At 42.7% G+C, this 20,398-nt stretch carries 18 protein-coding genes and 1 riboswitch; of the genes, 2 read left to right on the top strand and 16 right to left on the bottom strand.

The genetic code is table 11. The features are described 5' to 3' along the window. Positions 1 to 8: 8 nt before the first annotated feature. The 3 genes from trpA to BLT94_RS17990 all read right to left on the bottom strand — a co-directional run bounded on the left by trpA (position 9) and on the right by BLT94_RS17990 (position 2,881). Positions 9 to 770: a tryptophan synthase subunit alpha gene (gene trpA, locus BLT94_RS18000; RefSeq protein WP_014959464.1), complete on the bottom strand. Its 762-nt coding sequence runs from the start codon at positions 768 to 770 to the stop codon at positions 9 to 11. Beyond that, entirely contained in the window at positions 763 to 1,989 is a 1,227-nt protein-coding gene (gene trpB, locus BLT94_RS17995; protein WP_014959463.1) for a tryptophan synthase subunit beta, read from the bottom strand. Before trpB ends, trpA begins: the two co-directional genes overlap by 8 nt. A gap of 163 nt (positions 1,990 to 2,152) precedes the next feature. Further along, the gene (locus BLT94_RS17990; RefSeq protein WP_092237159.1) at positions 2,153 to 2,881 is read right to left on the bottom strand and encodes a GntR family transcriptional regulator; all 729 of its coding nucleotides are present in this window, start codon (positions 2,879 to 2,881) and stop codon (positions 2,153 to 2,155) included. Positions 2,882 to 3,088: 207 nt separating this feature from the next. Next, a riboswitch (cobalamin riboswitch) is annotated at positions 3,089 to 3,293 on the top strand. 191 nt (positions 3,294 to 3,484) lie between these two features. Here BLT94_RS17990 and BLT94_RS17985 point away from each other — a divergent pair. Continuing rightward, a complete protein-coding gene (locus BLT94_RS17985) occupies positions 3,485 to 5,578 on the top strand; it encodes a TonB-dependent receptor (protein WP_092237156.1) in 2,094 nt (697 codons plus the stop codon). A gap of 95 nt (positions 5,579 to 5,673) precedes the next feature. Here BLT94_RS17985 and BLT94_RS17980 read toward each other — a convergent pair whose 3' ends face one another. The 11 genes from BLT94_RS17980 to BLT94_RS17930 form a co-directional block, all read right to left on the bottom strand. Next, positions 5,674 to 6,078, bottom strand: a complete 405-nt coding sequence (locus BLT94_RS17980; RefSeq protein WP_092237152.1) for a CBS domain-containing protein — start codon at positions 6,076 to 6,078, stop codon at positions 5,674 to 5,676. 34 nt (positions 6,079 to 6,112) lie between these two features. Then, positions 6,113 to 6,460 (bottom strand): P-II family nitrogen regulator, encoded by a 348-nt coding sequence (locus BLT94_RS17975; RefSeq protein ID WP_092237149.1) that lies wholly within the window; start codon positions 6,458 to 6,460, stop codon positions 6,113 to 6,115. Then, on the bottom strand, positions 6,450 to 7,244 hold the full coding sequence (locus BLT94_RS17970) for a DUF1538 domain-containing protein (RefSeq protein ID WP_092237146.1): 795 nt from the start codon (positions 7,242 to 7,244) through the stop codon (positions 6,450 to 6,452). Before BLT94_RS17970 ends, BLT94_RS17975 begins: the two co-directional genes overlap by 11 nt. Before the next feature lie 16 nt (positions 7,245 to 7,260). Beyond that, positions 7,261 to 7,995, bottom strand: a complete 735-nt coding sequence (locus tag BLT94_RS17965; RefSeq protein WP_092237144.1) for a DUF1538 domain-containing protein — start codon at positions 7,993 to 7,995, stop codon at positions 7,261 to 7,263. 253 nt (positions 7,996 to 8,248) lie between these two features. After that, positions 8,249 to 11,026, bottom strand: a complete 2,778-nt coding sequence (locus BLT94_RS22745) for a methyl-accepting chemotaxis protein (protein WP_092237141.1) — start codon at positions 11,024 to 11,026, stop codon at positions 8,249 to 8,251. A 25-nt stretch (positions 11,027 to 11,051) separates the two neighbouring features. Then, entirely contained in the window at positions 11,052 to 11,471 is a 420-nt protein-coding gene (locus tag BLT94_RS17955) for a hypothetical protein (RefSeq protein ID WP_092237138.1), read from the bottom strand. A 281-nt stretch (positions 11,472 to 11,752) separates the two neighbouring features. After that, a complete protein-coding gene (locus BLT94_RS17950) occupies positions 11,753 to 13,204 on the bottom strand; it encodes a sigma-54-dependent transcriptional regulator (protein WP_092237135.1) in 1,452 nt (483 codons plus the stop codon). A gap of 10 nt (positions 13,205 to 13,214) precedes the next feature. Further along, on the bottom strand, positions 13,215 to 15,815 hold the full coding sequence (locus BLT94_RS17945) for a response regulator (RefSeq protein ID WP_092237132.1): 2,601 nt from the start codon (positions 15,813 to 15,815) through the stop codon (positions 13,215 to 13,217). Continuing rightward, a complete protein-coding gene (locus BLT94_RS17940; protein ID WP_092237129.1) occupies positions 15,805 to 16,218 on the bottom strand; it encodes a bacteriohemerythrin in 414 nt (137 codons plus the stop codon). Before BLT94_RS17940 ends, BLT94_RS17945 begins: the two co-directional genes overlap by 11 nt. A gap of 286 nt (positions 16,219 to 16,504) precedes the next feature. Continuing rightward, the gene (locus tag BLT94_RS17935) at positions 16,505 to 17,785 is read right to left on the bottom strand and encodes an aspartate aminotransferase family protein (RefSeq protein WP_092237126.1); all 1,281 of its coding nucleotides are present in this window, start codon (positions 17,783 to 17,785) and stop codon (positions 16,505 to 16,507) included. Positions 17,786 to 17,797: 12 nt separating this feature from the next. Then, the gene (locus BLT94_RS17930; RefSeq protein WP_092237124.1) at positions 17,798 to 18,586 is read right to left on the bottom strand and encodes a TrmB family transcriptional regulator; all 789 of its coding nucleotides are present in this window, start codon (positions 18,584 to 18,586) and stop codon (positions 17,798 to 17,800) included. A 179-nt stretch (positions 18,587 to 18,765) separates the two neighbouring features. Between BLT94_RS17930 and BLT94_RS17925 the strand changes: the two genes are divergently transcribed. Further along, a complete protein-coding gene (locus BLT94_RS17925; RefSeq protein WP_092237121.1) occupies positions 18,766 to 19,281 on the top strand; it encodes a single-stranded DNA-binding protein in 516 nt (171 codons plus the stop codon). Positions 19,282 to 19,371: 90 nt separating this feature from the next. Here BLT94_RS17925 and BLT94_RS17920 read toward each other — a convergent pair whose 3' ends face one another. Continuing rightward, positions 19,372 to 19,611, bottom strand: a complete 240-nt coding sequence (locus tag BLT94_RS17920; protein ID WP_014959448.1) for a hypothetical protein — start codon at positions 19,609 to 19,611, stop codon at positions 19,372 to 19,374. A gap of 149 nt (positions 19,612 to 19,760) precedes the next feature. Further along, entirely contained in the window at positions 19,761 to 20,396 is a 636-nt protein-coding gene (locus tag BLT94_RS17915; protein WP_092237118.1) for a thermonuclease family protein, read from the bottom strand. Between the last annotated feature and the right edge of the window lie 2 nt (positions 20,397 to 20,398).

Genomic DNA, 20,398 nt, shown 5'->3' with positions numbered 1-20,398 from the left:
ATCACATGTTACAAAAGGCTGCGGATAAACTCCCCGGCTGCAGCAGCACCTTTTTCTTCCACGATCCTGATAGTCTGGGAGCCGATCACGGCAATATCTGCCTTGCCTTTTAAATAGTCCACATCAGCTTTTTCTTTTACGCCGAATCCCACGGCCAAAGGAAGGTCAGTGGCCTTTCGACACCTTGACAGATAAACGGCAAGATCATCTGAAAAAGCAGTGTCTTTTCCGGTAACCCCTTTCCTGGCAAGGCAATAGACAAAGCCTGAGGCATGGGAGGCTAAATATGCCAGTCTCTCATCGCTTGTTTCCGGGGAAAAAATATAAATGGGGTCCAGATTATTTTTTTGCATGGCACAGATATACTCTTTGCCCTCTTCAGGCGGCAGATCCGGCACAATGGCACCTTTTAGATTTATTTGAACCATTTTGTCTGAAAATTTTTCCATTCCGTATTTAAAAAGAATGTTGGCATAACTCATGAACAAAAACGGGATGGAAAATTCCTTTGATACGGCCCGGGCAAATTCAAAGCATTTTTGAACGGTTGACCCTTTTTCCAGAGCTGCCTGGTTGGCTTTTAAAATCACAGGACCGTCTGCCATGGGTTCTGAAAACGGCAATTGCAATTCCATTAAATCCACTCCGGCATCAACCATCTGCCTTACGATTTCAAAACAGTCTTCAAAGGAGGGATACCCCATGACAATATGGGTCATCAACAAAATATCACGGTTTTTGAGTCGGTCTTTTATATAGGATTCAAGCATTGTATTCTTTGGCCTTTTCAATAATAAATTCTTTCCATTTGGGATCATTAACAGCCTCTGCCACTGTAAAAATGTCCTTGTCACCCCTGCCGGACTGATTGATGATGATCACATCGTCTTTTGAAAGGGAAGGCGCTTCCTTAAATGCCCTGGCAAAAGCATGGGCGGATTCCAGGGCCGGGATAATTCCTTCTTTTTGCATGGTCAGTTTCAGCGCAGCCACAACCTCGGTATCTGTTGCGCTTTCAAACCTTGCTGTTCCCTGGTCATGCATGTGGGATAAAATCGGAGACACTCCCACATAATCCAGCCCGGCTGAAATAGAGTGGGTCTCTTTCATCTGGCCGTCATCATCCTGGAGAAAATAGGTCTTATACCCCTGGGCAATACCATGGCTTCCATCTGCCGAACTCAGCCGGGAGGCGTGCATGCCTGAATTTAAACCCTTGCCTCCTGCCTCAACCCCCACAAGCTCCACAGGATCATTTAAAAATCCTGAAAAAATCCCCATGGCATTGGACCCGCCGCCCACGCATGCATACACCCGTTTGGGAAGTTTTCCTTCCACATCCAGAATCTGCTGTCTTGCCTCCTTGCCAATAATGGATTGAAAATAAGAGACCATTTCCGGGAAAGGGTGTGGCCCGCAGGCGGTTCCCAGGACATAATGGGTGGTGTCCATGTTTGTTACCCAGTCCCGGAACGCTTCGTTGATGGCATCCTTTAAAATTCTTGTGCCGTCTTTTACCGGAACCACGGTGGCACCTAACTGCTCCATCCAGAACACATTGGGACGCTGGCGCAACACATCCACTTCCCCCATGTAGATGGTGCAGTCAAATCCGAACTTTGCCGCCATTGTGGCAGTTGCCACCCCGTGCTGTCCTGCCCCTGTTTCCGCAATCACCCGCTTTTTCCCCATACGTTTGACCAGCAGCCCCTGACCCATTACATTGTTGGCTTTGTGGGCGCCTGTGTGATTGAGGTCTTCTCGCTTGATATATATTTTTGCACCGCCAAATTCCCGGGTAAGGTTGTCAGCAAAGGTCAAAGGGGTGGGACGGCAGGAGTAAGATCCCATCAAGGTTTCATACTCTTTCCAAAAAGACGGATCTTTTTTTATTTTTTCAAACTCAATTTCCAGTTCATCAAACGTGGCAACCAGAATCTCAGGCAAAAATGCCCCGCCATGGTTACCGTAATATCCCCTGTTTTTCATGTTATTTGCTCCTGCTCATGGTTTATACGAAAGAACATTTAACCTGCTGAAATTAAATATTTTTCATTGTTTATTGTGGCAGAGTGATCTGCCATTGCCGTTATATGTAAACCATTGGTTCCAATGGCCGGATATGATCCGGTTTTTTGATTGTTTATGTCGTTTATGTCATCTTAAGGCTCATGGTCTGGGAAAATGCAAATTTATCCGTTCTGCAGTACAAACGTGAAAATATAGCTCCGGGTGCTTCCGGGAAATTCAAAGTCCGTTCCACTTCAAGAACAGGATCGGAAGGATTCAGGTTAAGTGCAGTTGACTTGTTTTCAGGCAGAAAAGATATTTTAAAGGTTTGCCTGCCTGTTTCCGGCTTCAGATAATACTGATCCGACACCACCCCGGAAAGGGATCTGTTTTCAAGATCCACAGTTTCCAGGCCCCTGAACAATACTGGATGAAGATAGATATCCTCCAATAATACAGGATCTGCCTTAACACAGGTTAGGCGCGATAAAAAAAAAGCGGGTTTTCCTTCAAAAGGATTGGTTTTATCATCAGTAACATTCACGGCAGCCAGAGGAGCCAGAAGTTTTGATTCAGTCTTGATCCCTTTTGTTTCAAACGCCTGGGACGTGCCTGCAAGACAAAACAGGTCCACCTGGTTGCCGGGTTGCTTCACAAAAGTTCCAGACCCTCTTTTGCGTTCAACAAGGCCTTTTTTGACAAGTGTATCCATGGCCTGGCGCACTGTTGGACGGCCAATGCCGTACTGCTTTGCCATCCCGTTTTCAGACGGGATAAGATCTCCGGGCATGTATGTTCCGCATCGGATCTGTTCTGTCAGGATGTCTGCCAGCTGATGGTATAAAGGAAGCGGTGACTTGTGGTTGAGCATTATTAACCCCGTAATAATTATTGGAAGAATAGCAAAAGATAAAAAATATCTGTAAAGTTGTCAAGACATTTTAACAAATATTGGATTTTAAGCATTCAAAAATGTTGTTTTTTCAAAATCCTTTTTGTTTTGAAACACTTGCTGTAGGTTTGGGGTAATATGAATTAGTTAAAATAAATTTACCTTGACTTTTTTACTGTCTGTCAATAGGAATACCTGTGTTTTGGTGCTTTAATGCTTAATAGGGAACTCCTGTGAAATTCAGGGACGGGCCCGCCGCTGTAACCCTGCCTCTTTTAAAATAAAGGGGAACTTTTTTGGCTGGAAAATGTCACTGTTTTGTTTGAACAAAATGGGAAGGCTGCCAAAAAAGAAAGGAAGTCAGAAGACCTGCCGAAACCTGATTGATAATCTGCTTTATGGACAGAAGTGGATTAAATGATTTTGAGGATAAAAAAAGGGACTTCCCGGATCAAACATTTGGAGTGATTCGGGATTTTTGTTTGCCCTGTTTCAAGCATATCAAAAACACTTTTGCCTGATGATCAGGAAAATTCCGAATCAATTATGGATTGTTTAATTATAATTGTGAAAGGAATTTAAATGAAACGCTGTCTTGTTGGTTTGATCTTTTTAGCTGTTTTTCTGCCTGCTTATGGAATGGCCTTGGAAATAAAAGAACCTGTTCATAAAATGGATGAATTGGTTGTCACCTCCACCAATAAAATAAATGCAATTAATACGCCTGCCAGTCTTTCCATTATCACTGGAACGGAATTGGAAGAAATGGGGGCAAAAAATGTTATCGAAGCCCTGGGTAAAATTCCAGGTGTTGTTGACAGTAGTGCAAAGCGCGGTACAGTTGTGATTCGCGGCAACAAAAGCGCAATGGCAGGGGGGCCTGTTATCCTGATTGACGGTATCCCGCAAAAAATCGGGGATTCCAGGTATAGTGAATTTGACTTTATTCCCGTAGCTCAAATTGAGCGCATTGAAGTGCTGCGCTCCGCCGGGATTGCATACGGGCCTGGTGCGGCTCGTGGGGTCATCAATATTATTACCAAAAAAGCAAAGCAAGAAGGCATTCATGGTGATGTCTCTGCCGCATACGGTTCATGGGATACCCATGATGAAACCGCATCCCTCCATGGCAGGCAAAACCAGTATGATTACATGTTAAATGTTGGAAACCATCACACTGATGGGTATGAGCAGGAAGAAGAAAACAGGTTATCGGTTCTTGCCAGGCTTGGGTATAATTTGTCTGACCAGACCCGCATTGGCATATGGGTTAATCATATGGACTATGATATGGAGACTGCGTATGGTTTTCGCAAGTACCTGTGGCAATTGGAAAATTACCGCAGGGACATCCATTTTCCGAAAAGTGAAACAGATTCGGATTTGATCTGGCATACTGAAAAAGAGCAGCAAAATTCAATCATTGCCCTTGAACTGTCTCATAAAGATGAGAAAAAATTTATCGATTCCGCACTTTCCTGGACAGGTTATGATGAAACAGACAAGAGCCTTGCTTATCTTTTTGATAAACCCTCAAGTGTGTATCACAATGATTCTGAACAAGATACTTATACGGTCTCAATTTCAGGCGGATACCATTTTAATTTTGGTGCCATAAGCTATACACCCTCAATTGGATTGAATTATGAAAGCATTGATAATGATGTAAGCCGGATATATCCGTTTGATCCGGGTAAAAACACGGATGCATACAATTTTGATCTCCAGGAGAAAACCTATGGTATCTTCTGGGATAATGACTTTCTTTTTCAAGAAAAATGGGGATTTAAAACAGGAGGACGACTGGACAGGACCGAAGTTAAACTGCAAGACAAGGTGCCAAATATTGCAGATGAGGATCGAACCATGTTCAGTTATTTTATGGCCCCGTCCTACCGTTTCACGGACAAGGCAAACCTCTATGTTTCAGCAGGAAGAAATTACTGGTTTCCAACGCCCCGGTATTATGCCTGGGCGGTTGAAGATGGCGGAACTTTTAACCCTCCTGAAAACCTGGAGCCAGAAGAGGTTATGACTTATGAAATCGGTTATAAGCACATGCTGAACAAGGCTTTCAATATAAATGCCACCCTCTATTTTTCAGATTATAAGGACAAGTTCGGCTCAGTCTATGAAGGAACGACATCTCGAGGACGGGGAAATATCGGTGATGCCGAGGCAAAAGGCATTGAGCTTGAAGCCGATGGCCGGGTGTGTTCTTTTTTCGGCTACCGTCTGGCCGGCACCTACCAGGATATCCAATGGACTTCAGGCACAGTATCTGCCAAACTTCATCCGTCAAACACCACGGATAAGCACGCCGACATTGCCGGAAAACAAATTTACTGGGTACCTGAATTCAGCGGTCTTGTGGGGCTTGATTTTTTTCCTTTGGAAGGACTCAAGTTAAGCATGGATATCAATTACATGGGTGAACGATATGTGGATTATTTAAACCGCATAAAATATCCTTCCAAAACAACTGTTGATGCAAGAATTTCCTATGCCTGGAACCAATGGAAATTCTGGGTTCTGGGTAAAAATATTTTTGATGAAGATCTTGAATATGTTTCAAATACTGCAGGCACCTTAACCAGTGCCGACGGCGAGCCTAAAAACGCCTACTATGTTCAGGACGGAGCATATTTTGAAGCAGGTGTCAGCTATAGTTTCTAATTAAAATACAATCAAAGCCTGATCCTTGGAGATGAATTAATGCATAGGCAGGGATCAGGCCAATATCGATTTTATAATCCTTGAAACAAAAAATATTAAAAAAGATCATTATCAAGGATCAAAGATGCCAGGGAAACCATACCGATAAGCTCTCCGCAATCTTCCACAGGAGCTCTTCGAATACCGGCACGGTAAATCAAACGGGCAACGTAACGAATGTCCATATCTGCCGGAACGGTAATAACAGGCTTGGTCATGATTTCATAAACATTAACTTCAGACGGTGAACGACCCGGGATTATCACCTTTTTAATGAAATCTTGAACAACCACCATGGCCCAGGCATCATCCTTGTGCCGTTTGTTGACAAGAAGATAAGAGACTTTTTCAGAACGCATTTTGGCGGCAGCCTCACTGGCTGTTGCAATGCCGTCAATAGAGACAATTCCCTTGGACATCACGTCTCTTGCCCTGATTATTGAGGTTTTGTCAGATACCATATTTTTATTCCCCTGTAGAAATAATGATAATTGTTTAAAAATAACTTTTTTTAACTTCTTCCTTAAAACTTTCTATCTGGCTTTCCAGACCGGCAACCTGCTCAACAGGAATCACAAAAGCAATACCGGTTCCAGGTTTGTGGAATTGTCCCGCTTTTTTTATCGCATCTAAAATTTTGCTAACAAGATGTTCTTCAATAAGCAGCATGGCAATATCGGTCCTGGCTTCCAGTGTGAGGCCAAAAAAGGTTTTCGCCTCATGGATGCCGGTTCCCCTGGCCGGTATAATGGTTGCCCCTGTGGCTCCAGCCTTTTTTGCCGCATCCACTATACGGTCAGTTATATCCTCTTTTACCAGGGATAAAATAAGTTTAAAGCGCATTTGTTTTCTCCAGTATTTTTTTTTTGTGTTTGGCAAACCAGTGCATCAACTGTGCATAGCCCATGACAGCTATAATTGGAAACAGACTGGCAAAGGCAATAAGGCCAAACCCGTCAAGAGCAGGATTCCGCCCAGGTACGGTGGCGGCCAGCCCAAGGCCAAGAGCCGCTACCAGTGGCACGGTAACCGTTGAAGTCGTAACCCCGCCCGAATCATAGGCCAGGGCAATAATGCTTTTGGGGGCAAACATGGTCTGTACGATAACAATCACATAGCCCGCAAGAATATACAAATAAAGCGGCGTACCAGTTACAATCCTAAAAGTGCCAAGACTGATTCCAAAAGCGACTCCCAGGGCCACGGTAATTCTCAGGCCCCATTGTTTGATCGTCCCGGCTGAAACCTCGCTGGCTTTAAAAGCCACTGCAATAAGAGAGGGTTCTGCAATGGTGGTGGCAAAACCGATCATTGCACCAAACAGGTACACCCAGCCATAAGCTTTCCAGTCTGCATGTGTGACAATTTCTTCTGTGCCGTAAATAAAGACCGGATCAGACAGCTGGGTTGCCATTATATTGCCCAAAGGGAAAAGTGCTTTTTCAAGTCCTGCCAGAAATAAAGCAAGACCAATAACAACATAGATGCCACCGACAATGAGACGGCTCAAATGGGGAATTTTTTGGCGTAAAACAAGTATTTGAAAAACGCTGATAAGAATAATGATCGGCAATACATCCCTACAGGTGGCTAACAATATTTTGCTGAAATCATGTATGAATTCCATTATAACAGGCCTTTTTTTATCTGAAAATAATCAATCCATAACCCATGACAAAAATCATGGGAAGAAGAGAAGCAAAAGCGATAAGACCAAAACCGTCCACAAGCGGACTCCGTCCTTTGATGGATGAGGCCAGGCCTACCCCCAAAGCTGCAACCAGGGGCACGGTGATGGTGGAGGTGGTCACGCCACCTGCATCATAAGCGATGCCGACAATTTCTTTGGGGGCGATGAATGTCATCAGCATAACAAAAACATAGCCGCCGATGATCAGATAATGAATTGGCCAACCGCGGATGATGCGAATAACACCGATAAGGATGGCAAGCCCCACGGAAACGGCAACAGACATGCGAAGCCCAAAGGCATATTTTTCCAAAGAGTCCTGGCCCGGATCAATAAGGCCTCCCTTACCGGCAATCTCTGCTGCTTCCCAGGCCACGGCTATGAGGGCAGGTTCTGCCACAGTGGTTGAAAACCCCAGAGCAAAGGCAAAACAGATCAGCCAGAAAAGACTGCCTTTTTGGGCTAAGGCATGGGCCATTGACTCACCAATGGGAAACAGGCCCATTTCCAAACCCTGAACAAACAGGCTCAAACCGGCAACCACAAGCAAAGCACCAAAAATGACTTCTCCCATTTGCGGCAATGGCTGTTTTAAAACGAAAATCTGAAAAAAAGCTATCACTGCAATAATGGGCAGCAGATCCATAAAAGCTTGTTTTAATTTTTTAAAAATTATTTGGATGATCATTATTTTCCTTAATTGTCATATTAACAGCATAATAATCAGTCATCCCATCTTCTTATCATGTATTATGAATATAGTCCTACAAATTTTCTTTTAAAAATCCTTTAAAGCATTCTTCCCGGCCATACAGGCAAAGGGCAGGAAAACATATCCTGCCCTTTGCGGTAAATCCAGAGTTGATCACAACACAAGTCTGACCCTATTGGCCCACTGATTGTGACGAATGGCCGACATTGTTATAAAGCTCGAAAATCCATTAAAAATCCACAAATTCCTTATCATCATCAAACGGTATCACCTGGTCAGGTCTGACTTCTTTTAACGGGGCGATAAGTTTTTTGTTTGCCGGCATAGAACGACGAGAGGTTCCGGAAATTCCTGCAACTGATTTTTGATGAAGTAAAGCAGCAGAGCGTTGTTCATTTTTACCTGTAACCAGCAGAACAAGATCCCCTACATAATCCTTGAGCTGTTCTGCCTGGGCGTTCATTTCTTCGGATGCGGAAGCCGATTCTTCAGCAGTTGCAGCATTTTGCTGAACCACTTTATCCATCTCCGTAATGGCAATGTTCACCTGTTCAATCCCGCCGGACTGCTCTTTGGAAGCTTCTGAAATTTCAGCCACCAATCCTGCGACTTTTTCACTGCTTTTAGCTACGTTGCCGAATGCTTCATTGGTTGTGGAAACAAGTTCTGATCCATGGTTCACTTTTTTCACCGTACCTTCAATTAATTGTGCCGTGTTCTTTGCAGCTTCTGCAGATCGTATGGCAAGGTTTCTCACCTCGTCTGCCACCACTGCAAAACCGGCTCCCGCGTCTCCCGCCCGTGCCGCCTCAACTGCTGCATTCAGGGCGAGAAGGTTGGTCTGAAAAGCGATTTCATCAATGGTTTTAATGATTTTACCGGTCTCATCACTTGCCCTGGAGATATCTTCCATGGAGCTGATCAGCTGGTTCATAGAGTTATTGGCGCTTGCTACCACACCGTTTGCTTCTTTCATCAAGGTGTCTGCATGAGCTGCATTTTCTGCATTCTTAGCTGTCATGGAGGCCATTTCCTCCATGGATGCAGAAGTTTCTTCTATTGATGCGGCCTGTTCTGACGACCCTTCTGCAAGAGACTGGCTCGAAGACGATACCTGCCCTGCTGCCGAGGCTACCTGCTCTGTGCTGGAACTTAATCCGGCGATTACACGGGAAAGGGTTTGAGAAAGATTTTTAACAATAAAAATACTCATTATGATCACAGCCGCAATGACCAGAATAGACACAAGCCCAATCATCCAGACACGGTTGAGCAATATCTGTGCGGCCACAGACTCGGTGACAACCTCTTTTTGATCGATTTCCGCCAGTAACGCCCATGTTGTATTGCCGATTGTGACAGGTGTATAAGCCGACAAAACAGGAGTGTCATTGTAGTCCATGATAATTTGATTGCCGGTTTTGCCGGAAAGGGCTTCAGTTACACCCAGGGTTTTAATACTTCCCTTGCCTGGGTTGGCAAAAGACGCTTTAACAGAATGTGATGCCGGATCAAGAAAAGAATCGGATCTCATCAGATGATCACTGCCGACAAGATATGTTTCACCGGTTTTGCCCAAACCCTCTCGTTCCTGCATGATGGAATTGATGGATTCAAGGGAAAGCTGTAATGCCACAATTATTTCCACTTGTCCATTGTGTATGAGGGGCTGTGCAATAAACGCACAAGGATCGCCGTTGCTGGGTGCATAAGGCGCGAAATCCGCCAGTCCGAATTGTTTGCTCTGCACCACCTGTTGAATCAAAGTTCCAAGATTGGACCGGCTGTATTTGCCGTTTAAAAAATTAGTCTGATAATCGGATTCCCTGGTAACCGTATAAAAAGCATACCCGTCAGGATTGAAAAGGAACAGATCATAATATCCATACAATTCCTTATATTTGGCATAAAACTCATTGCCGTCCGCATCAACGGGGCTCAAGGCTTCAGCCACATCAATTTCAGATATCATGGCCCAATAAACGCCGTTGCCCAGTTCAACTCTGCTCCATGCGGACAATACCGGGTTGCCGTTATAATCAACAATGACCTTGTGATTTGTATTTCCTTGTAGCGCATCTTTAACCGCTTCTGTCTTGACAGGTTTTTTGTTTTGAAAGGATGCTTTTACTGAGTGGCCTTGGGGGTCAAGATAGGAATCCGACCGCATCAGGCCGTCTTGGCCAACCAGGTAGCTTTCACCGGTTTTTCCCATGCCGTCGCGCATAAGCATGATTTGATTAATGCGGTCCAAAGGAATCTGTAATGCAACATATCCTTGAAGATTGCCAAAATCATCATGTATTTGAGCCATCATAAATCCTGCAGGCTTGCCGTTGGAAGGTGAATAAGGTGCAAAATCCGCAATGGCAATTTCGTCTTTTCCCATTGTTTTTGCATAAGTAAAGATTTTGCCCATGCCCTGATTTTTCAATTCGCTGCCGGTTATGTTCATGCCCAGATCAGCTTCACGCATGACCGTATAGATAATATTACCCTGCTTGCCAATCAAAAACATATCATACCAGCCGTTGCCTTCCATGATATTCTTGAGCCGGGAATGATATTCCAGTGCCACTGATTTCCATTCAAAGGACTCAATCTTATTGCCTGCTTTTGCAAAGGCCGTGTCAAACTCAAGCACGGCTTTTTGAACATACGGATCACCCTTTAGGCCCTGAATCGAACCTTTTACAGAACTTACATAATTCATAAGCTGCTGTTTTTTTATTTCCTGAACAGCAACCAGTTTTGCAAAAGCTTCCTGCCTCAAGGTGCTGACGGTTTCCACAAGAACCCCCATGTCGCCTTCCCGTTCTTTAAAAAACTTTTCGATCTGGCCTTTTTTAATGCTCCGGACAGAGGACAATTGTTCAAATTTGCTTTCAACAAATGATTGCTGTGCAGTCTTCACGGCCATTACACCTAAAATGACAAAGGGCACAATGGCAACCAAAGAAAATATCAATGTATTCAGCCCCATTTTTTTTCCGATTGACAGGTTCATGTTTTCTCCTTTCTGCTATTAATAATTAATTGTTGTTGATTGTTTGAATTGTTAAATTTTCCAGTTTTTTTTCTTTTAAGGTATTGTTCCAAATCATCTTGTTCAGCACGGCAGACATATCCTTAAATCCATGGCAGGCAAAAGCAAGATATCTTGGGTATAATAAAAGTCCTTTTTTGATTAATTGTTTATCTTCATTTGGAAGAATTAAAATATACTGTGAAGAAAACAATTTTTGTTTGTTGGAATATAAAAATTCAAGTTCTTCAGCAGATTTAATCAGAAAGACCACTATATACTGGCCATATAATCTGGATTTGATCACATTAAAAAAACTTTTAAAATCAAAAACCATGACAGGCATTATATTGCAAACGTGATAAATCTCTTTTTCAAGTTTGTCCTTTTGAGCGTTGCCTGCATCTGAATAAATAATAATGTCCATTTTCCTCCTTTTTCCAAAATAAAACCAGCCTCAGCATTTAATATTAACCAATACAAAAAGAGTGCCAGAGTGTTTAGCAGAAAAAAGTTTTTTAATAACAAGTAGTTATATGAGGCGGCTTTTTTTGACAATCAAGAACACGAATACAAATCGTACTAAACAATACGAATTTCAAATTTGATATGAATTTTTTTTATAAGAAAGTCTTGGCAAAACAGGTATGGATTTTCAATCTTTGTTGTGGACAGATTTGAATGAAATACCAAGTCTGCCCTTGGAAACTATACGGATCTGGAGATGTTATATTTTTTGAGCAAAGAATAGATACGGCTTTTGCTGATGCATGACAAGGTGCCGGCTTTATCAAGATCTCCGTTGGATGACTGCATCAGCTTTTCAAGATAGATCTTTTCAATTATGCTGATTGCCACGTCTTTTACCTGTTTTAGAGGTTTGATGGGATCTAATAGATTATCCGGCAGATCAATGGATTGAAACTTGTCCGATGTTTGGCTGACACGCTTAAAATCACACCCGGCCCTGGTTTTGTTCATGGAAGATTGAATATAGTGTATTCTTATCGGGTTGGGCAAACAATTGGGATAAAGAATCGGAGACACTGGATCAGCCAGTATGGCTTTTTCCAGGCTGCTGATAAGCTCCCTGATATTTCCGGGCCAGTCATAGGATTCAAGCGCTTTTAAAAACTCGGAGACAAACCCTTTGTTTTCAAAACCGTGATGATTGCACAAGGTATAAATATAATGAAGGGTAAGGTCCTTGATGTCTTCTTTACACTCTTTTAAAGGGGGCAAATCAATGTGAATAGTTCTGAGCCGAAAAAGCAGATCACTTCTAAATTGATTCTCCCTGACCATTTCTTCAAGATTCCGGTTGGTTGCCGAAACAAGCCTGAAATGGCTCACGACCTCGTTTGTGCCGCCAACTGGTTTGAATCTTCGTTCCTGAAGAATTCTTAAAAATTTTTTTTGTATGGATAAGGGCAGTTCTCCGATTTCATCAAGAAAAAGAGTTCCTCCATCCGCTTTTTTCACCAGCCCGTCCTGATTGGAATCCGCCCCTGTATAAGCTCCTTTGACATGGCCAAACAGCACGCTTTCAACAAGCTGTTCAGGAAGGGATGCACAGTCCACCACCACAAAATTATTCTTTTCCTGCCGGCTGTTCATATGAACAACTTTGGCAAACAATTCCTTTCCGGTTCCTGTCTGCCCGGTAATCAATACATTGGCATCACTTTTGGCGCATTGTGCAACCATGTTCAGTCGTGACAGAAGTTTGGGGCTTGACCCAATGATGCTGGATCTGTTTAAAATTTTTTCAGGTGAAGAATTCAGAGCTTTTTTTGATGCCCGAAAATCCAGGGAGCGTTTGACTTGCAGTTTGATTTCATACCCTGAAAAAGGTTTTAATATATAATCCCAGGCCCCGCTGTCAATTGCCATTTTTGCACCTTGCTCATCGCCTTCTCCGGTTATGATAATGACTTCAGGTTCAGATCTTGAGTTTTTGATAAGAGGAAGGGCTTCAATACCATTTCCGTCCGGCAGATTTACATCAAGAAATATAAGGTCAAACGTCCCTGAAGCGACCATCTCCAGTCCATCGGCAAGTGTTTCGGCAACCATTGGCATTTGATCAAGTTCATTCAGGTGTTTTATTAAAAGCTCTCGTATCTGGGGTTCGTCATCTATGATCAATATTCCGGCCATAAAGTTTCCTTTAATATGTTGTCCAATATTTTTTTTCTTTGATATTTATCTCTTTAGTTTCATCCAGAACAGTTCTGACGACATCAGCCAATTCCCTTTTAAGGATCGGTTTTGACAAGTAGGCATTAATGCCCATGGCCTTGGCCTGCTCGGCATTTATTATCTCACTGTATCCTGTACATAAAATCACCGGCATATCGGGTTTTATTTTAAAAATCCGCCGGGCAAGTTCCGCCCCTGTCATGCCCGGCATAGTCATATCCGTCATTACCAGATCAAATCCGTTGGGAGAATTTTGAAACACATCCAGAGTTTCAACGCTGGATGTCAACACAGTAACTTTATACCCAAGTCTTTCAAGCATTTGTTTATGCATCCGGGCAAGGTCTTCGTCATCATCCACCAGGAGAATGTGTTCCTTGCCGGTTGGAACCGGTGCTGTGGATCTTTCCCGAACATTTTTTTGTTTTTCTTCCGCCACAGGCAGATAAACGCAAAAGACTGTTCCTTTGCCGGGTTCACTGTGTACGGTAATATCCCCGTGCAGATTTTTGACAATGCCATGTACGACCGCAAGGCCAAGGCCTGTGCCTTCTCCCATGCCCTTGGTGGTATAGTATGGCTCAAAAATTTTATTTTGAATGTCTTTGGGAATGCCAATGCCTGTGTCACTGACCTCTAATTTCAGACAGGACCCTGTTTTAATACTAAGATTGCCATTAAGATCTTCACGGTTTAATTGTATCTGCTGCAAAGAAATGTTTAAAACACCTCCAGATTCTTTCATGGCATGATATGCATTGGTACACAGATTCATAAAAACCTGATGAATCTGTGTCGGATCAGCAACAACATTTTCACAGCCCGGATCAATATTTTGTTTGATACTAATTGTTGACGGGATGGAGGATCGTAACAGTTTTACAACTTCCTTGGCAATGATCTGGACACGCAGCGGTCTCAGCGTTTGATCGCTTTTTCGGCTGAATGTCAGTATCTGCCGGATTAATTCTTTGGCCCGGTGCCCTGCTTTTAAGACCTGATCAAGCTCGTGTTTTTTTCTGCTTTCTTCAGGAAGATCGAAAAGAGCCAGTTCCGTATATCCCAGGATAGCTGCAAGAATATTATTAAAATCATGGGCAATTCCCCCTGCCAGGGTTCCGATGGCCTCCATTTTCTGGGTCTGGCGAAGCTGCTCGTCTCTTTGCCTAAGCGCCTCCTGAGAATTTTTTCTCTCGGTAATATCACGGTTGATCCCCCGGTATCCCCATAAGGTTCCGTCATCATTGAATATTGGCCTGGCACTGGCTTCAAGAACCACCTTGTTACCGTTTTTATGTGTACAGGTGTTTTCAATGGCACTGAACATCTTCTGCCCGGCAACCATTTCCCGGAAAACAGTCTGCATTTTCAAACCTTCCTCAGGCGGCATAAATTCAAAAGGGGTCTTGCCCACAATTTCGCCGGGATCATACCCGAGCAGATTAAACACCCGTGGGCTGCTATATGTATAGACGCCCTCATGATTTAATTCCCATATCCAATCAACCGTATCCTCTATCAAATCCCGAAACCGGGTTTCACTTGCAAGCAAAGATGCTTCGGACAATTTGCGCCGCACCCCCAGGGAAATGGCATTGGCAACGCTCTCCAGTGATTTCATAACCATATTTGACAGAATGTTTTTCGAGAAAATGGCAACAACCCCAATCACCTTATCATCCACCACAAGAGGATGGCCTGCAAAAGAAACTATTTTTTCCTGCCTTGCCCATTCCTGGTCACAGATCAGCAAGTCACCCATAATGGTATTGGTTGTATGGGGGGATTTGCTTAAAAAAATTTTTCCGATCTTGTTGGTGCAGGCAACAGATTTTCGGCTATGTTTGCCGTTGATACGGGTATACATCCCTGCGCTTGCCTGCAGCACCAGAACATTTTGCATCTCATCAAAAAGCCAGACACGGGTAAACGTCGCATTCAGATGGTGAACAATGAGTTCACAGCATTTTTGCAGCATTTGCGTAATGGTTTCCCCCTGGATAATGGTTTGGCTGATATCAAAATTCAAGGACAGCAGTTTGAGTTGATTTTCTCTGATCACAGCATTTTGTGTGCGTATCTGTAATTCCCGCCTTAATTTATCTTGCTCTTGTTGTAAAGCCAGGGTCCTTTCATGGATTATCAGTTCAAGTTGTTTTTGATGTTGCTGCATCATGATGCAATTCTTGATTCGTGACAACAATTCAACTGCAAAGAAAGGCTTTGTTATAAAATCATAACAACCGGCCTCAAAGGCTTTTTCCTTATCATCCAATTCCGGCAGAGTGCATATAAAGATGATTGGAATATTAAGGGAGATATCATTTGAGTTTAATGTCCGGCATAGTTCAAATTCATGGTTGCCAGGCCTTTGAATATCTATGATGACTATGTCCGGCAGTTTTTTTTTTACAATGTCCAGTACTACCCTACAGGTTTTAGCATAATCAACTCTATAGCCTGCTCCTGAGAGAATTTCAGATAAAATATTCGAACATCCGGTATTGGTAACAATCAAAACAAATTTATTTTTTTCAAAAGGTATAGAAGAAACAGCTTTATTTGACATTTTTATTTGTTTCCTTAAAATACTCTCCGAATTCACAGTCTTTTTCAACGGTATGATGAAGAAACCATTCCGTTAAAAAACTGATAATGTCTTCAATTGTTGATTTGGCCATCTTAAAATAATTGATTTGATCATTTAACTGGCTGATAAGGTTGCGGTGAAGATCCTTATGGTCTTCAATAAACGGGTAGTTGCAGCGAATCATTCTGTTTTCTTCGCTGATAAAGTGAAAGGATGCATACTGTGACAATTCTTCCAATAGTCTGCAATTGTAATACTCATCTTTGGATTCAACCAGATCATCAATCAATTTATTGATCAGCAGAGTAAAATATTGATGCTGGAAGTCTATCTCCTCAATTCCTATTTTATAGTCTTGTTTCCAATCAATTTTTTCCAGCATAGCTCGTCCTTTTCATATGATTTTTACATAATATTTCAGCCTTCGGGATTTATAAGACAAATCACTTTTTTTTTCAACCTGGTTTCAAGTCAGCCTGTATGCGAAAACACAATTTTGAAGGTATTCAGAGGCCAATGCTGATGTTTGAGTATGGGGCTAATCTTAAAAAGAATCATTAAAAATACCGTCAAACCATACAATAATCGTATAGCTTTCAAGAGATGTTAACCGATTATTTTTGCAACAGCATTAAAACCCTGACATACTATTTTAAATTAAGATTTTTTTAATCTGCCAAAACTTTTTCAAGCTGTTTAACCATAAATTCTATTTCCCGGTCATTGATAATGAGGGGCGGAGAAATCCGGATGGTATGCCCGTGGCTGTCATTGACAATCAAACCGAATTTTAACAGCTTGCGGCAAAATTCCATGGCATTGCCGTTTTTCATTTCTATTCCGATGAAAAGCCCTTTGCCTCTGACCTCTTTGACATGAACGGATTTTTTGGCAATTTGTTCAATTTTGGCTTTCAGGATTCTTCCTTGTTCAGCGGCTTTTTCAGCCAGTTTTTCTTGTTCAAAAATCTTTAAAGCAGCTGTTCCGGCAACACAGGCAAGAGGATACCCGCCAAAAGTAGACCCGTCCGATCCTTTGGAGAAAACCATATCCATAATTTTTGCATTGGTAATAAACACGGACAGGGGAACAAGACCTCCGGATAATGCTTTTCCAAGAATCACCCCGTCAGGAACAATGTTTTCATGTTCAAAGGCAAATTTTTTCCCTGTTCTCCCCAGACCAACCTGGATTTCATCACAGATCAGCAGAAGATCATGGTCGTCGGCCAACTGTCGAAGCCCTTTGAGAAAGCCTTCAGGCGGTATTCTCATTCCTCCTTCTCCCTGCATGGGCTCCACAAGGATGCCGCATGTGTTGGGTGTGATGGCCTTTTTGACCTGTTCAAGGTTGCCGAATTCAACGGATACAAACCCGGGGGTCAAAGGTCCAAAGCCCTGTTTGTATTTTGGGGTGGATGAAAAAGAAACAACGCAAATGGTTCTGCCGTGAAAATTGCCGTCAAACACAATGATCTGCTGTTTTCCGTCTTCAATGCCCTTGTGCTTGAATCCAAAATAGCGCATGGTTTTTATGGCCGTTTCAACGGATTCAACCCCGCCGTTTTTGGGCAGCACTTTGTTTCCGTGATTACCAAACCTGGGTGCCATCTGGGGAGCAAAGCTGGCAGCCTTGGACAGAAAAATGCCCAGCGGGTCAGTAAATACGACATTGGACAATACCGAAGCATAATTTCCAGTCAACGCATCCATGACCGCTTGAGTAATAACGGGGTGATGGTGACCCGGATTTGCCGCAGAATAAGCAGCCAGACAATCCAGGTATTTATTGCCTTTTTCATCGGTCAGCCAGCATCCTTTTGCCTGTCTTACAACCAGGCCGATCCTGTCATAATGGTGGGCACCATAATTTTCTTCCAAATTAAAAATGGTGTTGTCATTCTCGGTGGAGAATCCGCTGGGATAATGAATTTTTCTTATTGCAGTCATACGACACCTCCTCTAATTATCCTGTTTGATAATCTGATAAATTCTTTGTTCGTCGTCTGTCAGTTCCTGGTGCCGATCCAGCATTTTTTCCAGAAAGCTGTGGTAGAAATCATGACGCAGACTGTCCCGGTTGGCCAGGATAACCCATTGATTTTTTGTCCAGTTGATGGGAGATTGATCTTCATTGCCGGTTTCAAATATTCCCACAAGGGCTTGTTTTTTATCGATGATCACATCTATGGATTGTCCGCCAATGGTCTGCTGTAATTGATCGCAATCCGGGTGCATCACCTGAATATCAAATTTTTTTTCAATCCTGCCCATGGCAATATAGCGAATATTGACGCCTCGTTTGTCTGCATCCTTCAAATATCTGCCCAGGTGCAGGTCTGCTTCGGGAAACAATCTGACATAAATCTCCTGTTTCGCCTCTTTGATCATTTCCATGGCTTTTTCCATGACCGCGTCATACCCGGTAAGGGGCCAGACATATTCAACAGCATTCTTTTGGCAGGCCTTTGCGATCTGCTCTTCAAATGCTTTGATGCTTGTGTTAAATTTTTTTTTCAGCTGTCTGATCAATTCATCCGGAGGCAGGGGTGCATATTGGCCGGCATTGATGTTCATCACATAACCCTTGGAAATCAGGCTGCGCAACACATCATATATCCTTGATCTGGCAATACCTGATTGCTTGCTCAACTGGGACCCGTTCACCGGGTGATGGCTGACAAGGGCCATATAACAGGCGGCCTCATATTGTGAAAATCCAAGATCTTTTAGATTTGAAAAGGATTCCATTTTATCCTCCAAAATGTTGCTACCCTAATAGCAACATAACTGTAACCCCAAGAATTGTCAACAGTTACGCTTCAAATGCCCGGTGAAAAAAATTATCCCTTTGACACCGGGTTTTGAATCAGGTAAATAGTTTAAAAAAATGAACATCTTAAATCTTATCCAAAAACAGGAGAATATAAATGGCGGGTCTTAATAAAGTGATGCTCATAGGGAACCTTGGCCGGGACCCTGAAATAAGGTATTCCCAGCAAGGATTGGCAGTAGTGAGTTTTTCCCTTGCCACAAGCGAACAATGGACAGACAAAAACACCGGTGACAGACAGGTAAAAACAGAATGGCATCGCATTGTAGCCTTTGGCAAACCAGCTGAAACTCTTGAAAAATACCTGTCAAAAGGCAGTCAGGTTTATATTGAAGGCAGACTTCAGACACGGAACTATGAAAAAGACGGTCAAACCCATTATACTACAGAAATCGTGGTATCCAATTTTCAATTCCTTGGCGGCAGACAGGATAACCAGTTCGGTGGCGGAGGATTCCAAGGCGGCGGAGGACAACAAGGCGGCGGTGGATTCCAGGGAGGTGGCGGTTATCAGAAACCCGATCCAGGAACCGACAGCAATTTCCAGGGTACAACAAGCCCGGGCATGACCGGCGGACAGCAGCCTATTCCTGATGATGATATTCCTTTTTAACCGTTTTGAAAATTTTGTTATTCTAAAAATAAAAAAGCCCCATGGTTGACCAATCGTCTACCATGAGGCTTTTGTTTAAAATGGTTCTAATCAGCCAAGCTGTTCTCTCATTGTAATATCATGCTTCATTTCCCGAAGCGGTTTTTTTACGGGCTTTTTTGCCTGTTCATCAAAATGACTTGCCACACAAACCTTTCTTAACTTTTCAAGGTTGTTTCCCAGCGCCTGTCTTTCTGACGGGGATAAATCTTTAATGCAACTATTATAATTTTGCTGACTTTTTCTTTTTGCTTTAAACTCCTGGTGCCTTCTCAGTGATCTTTCTTTCATAATACCGGCTCCTTTGTTTATAATAGTTTAAAAAATAATTTCCCAATACACACCTTTTAATTTGCATTCTTTTAATTTGCATTAAAGATGTGACACCCTTAACCTGAAAAAAAGAATAAACATTTAAAAAGAGTTTGGCAATCCTAAAATTATTTTCTTGGATGTTCTTTTCGCCACTGCTTGGGACTTTTATAGGAAGCCTTTTGTATCCACATCCCTTTTCGGGACTGCCTTGCCTTTGATTCTTCGGTTATATAGGCTTGGAAATCAAGATTTTTAGGCCGTCTGCCTTTATAGACTTCGGCCAGCCCGGCCCTTACCATCGCGATATTTACATTTTTATTGCCGATAAAAACTTCTGCCAGTTGCCTGTTATATCCGCCGATACCGTAACTTTTAAGGGTGATGTTTTTATTGTCCACCAAACCTGCCAGATACTGCTTTGCTTTTTGGCTGAAAGGCTGGCTTTTTTGACCTTTGAATCCGATTTCAGGAGAATCTATTCCTACCAGCCGTATCTTGAAAATCAAATCAAGCCCGCTAACCTTTATGGTATCCCCGTCAAAGACCCTTAATACCTTAAATACCTGACGGTTATTTTTTTCGGCAGTCAATTGTTGAAGAACGGCACGGCTTTCCGTCAGTTCTTCAACTGCTTCATCCAAAGGAGCGGTTGTGTTGCTGAAATGCTTGGTCCCGTTTTCATCGGTCCAAAAATAGATATTCCCGTACAAAAACAGGCTTAAAAAAAGAAGAAGAAAAACTTTAACAAAAGTTTTTATCATAC

It is taken from the genome of Desulfobacula phenolica (assembly GCF_900105645.1).
GTDB lineage: Bacteria > Desulfobacterota > Desulfobacteria > Desulfobacterales > Desulfobacteraceae > Desulfobacula > Desulfobacula toluolica.
The sequence above is the reverse complement of the archived record's forward strand: the minus strand, read 5'-3'. Positions and strand labels throughout refer to the sequence as shown.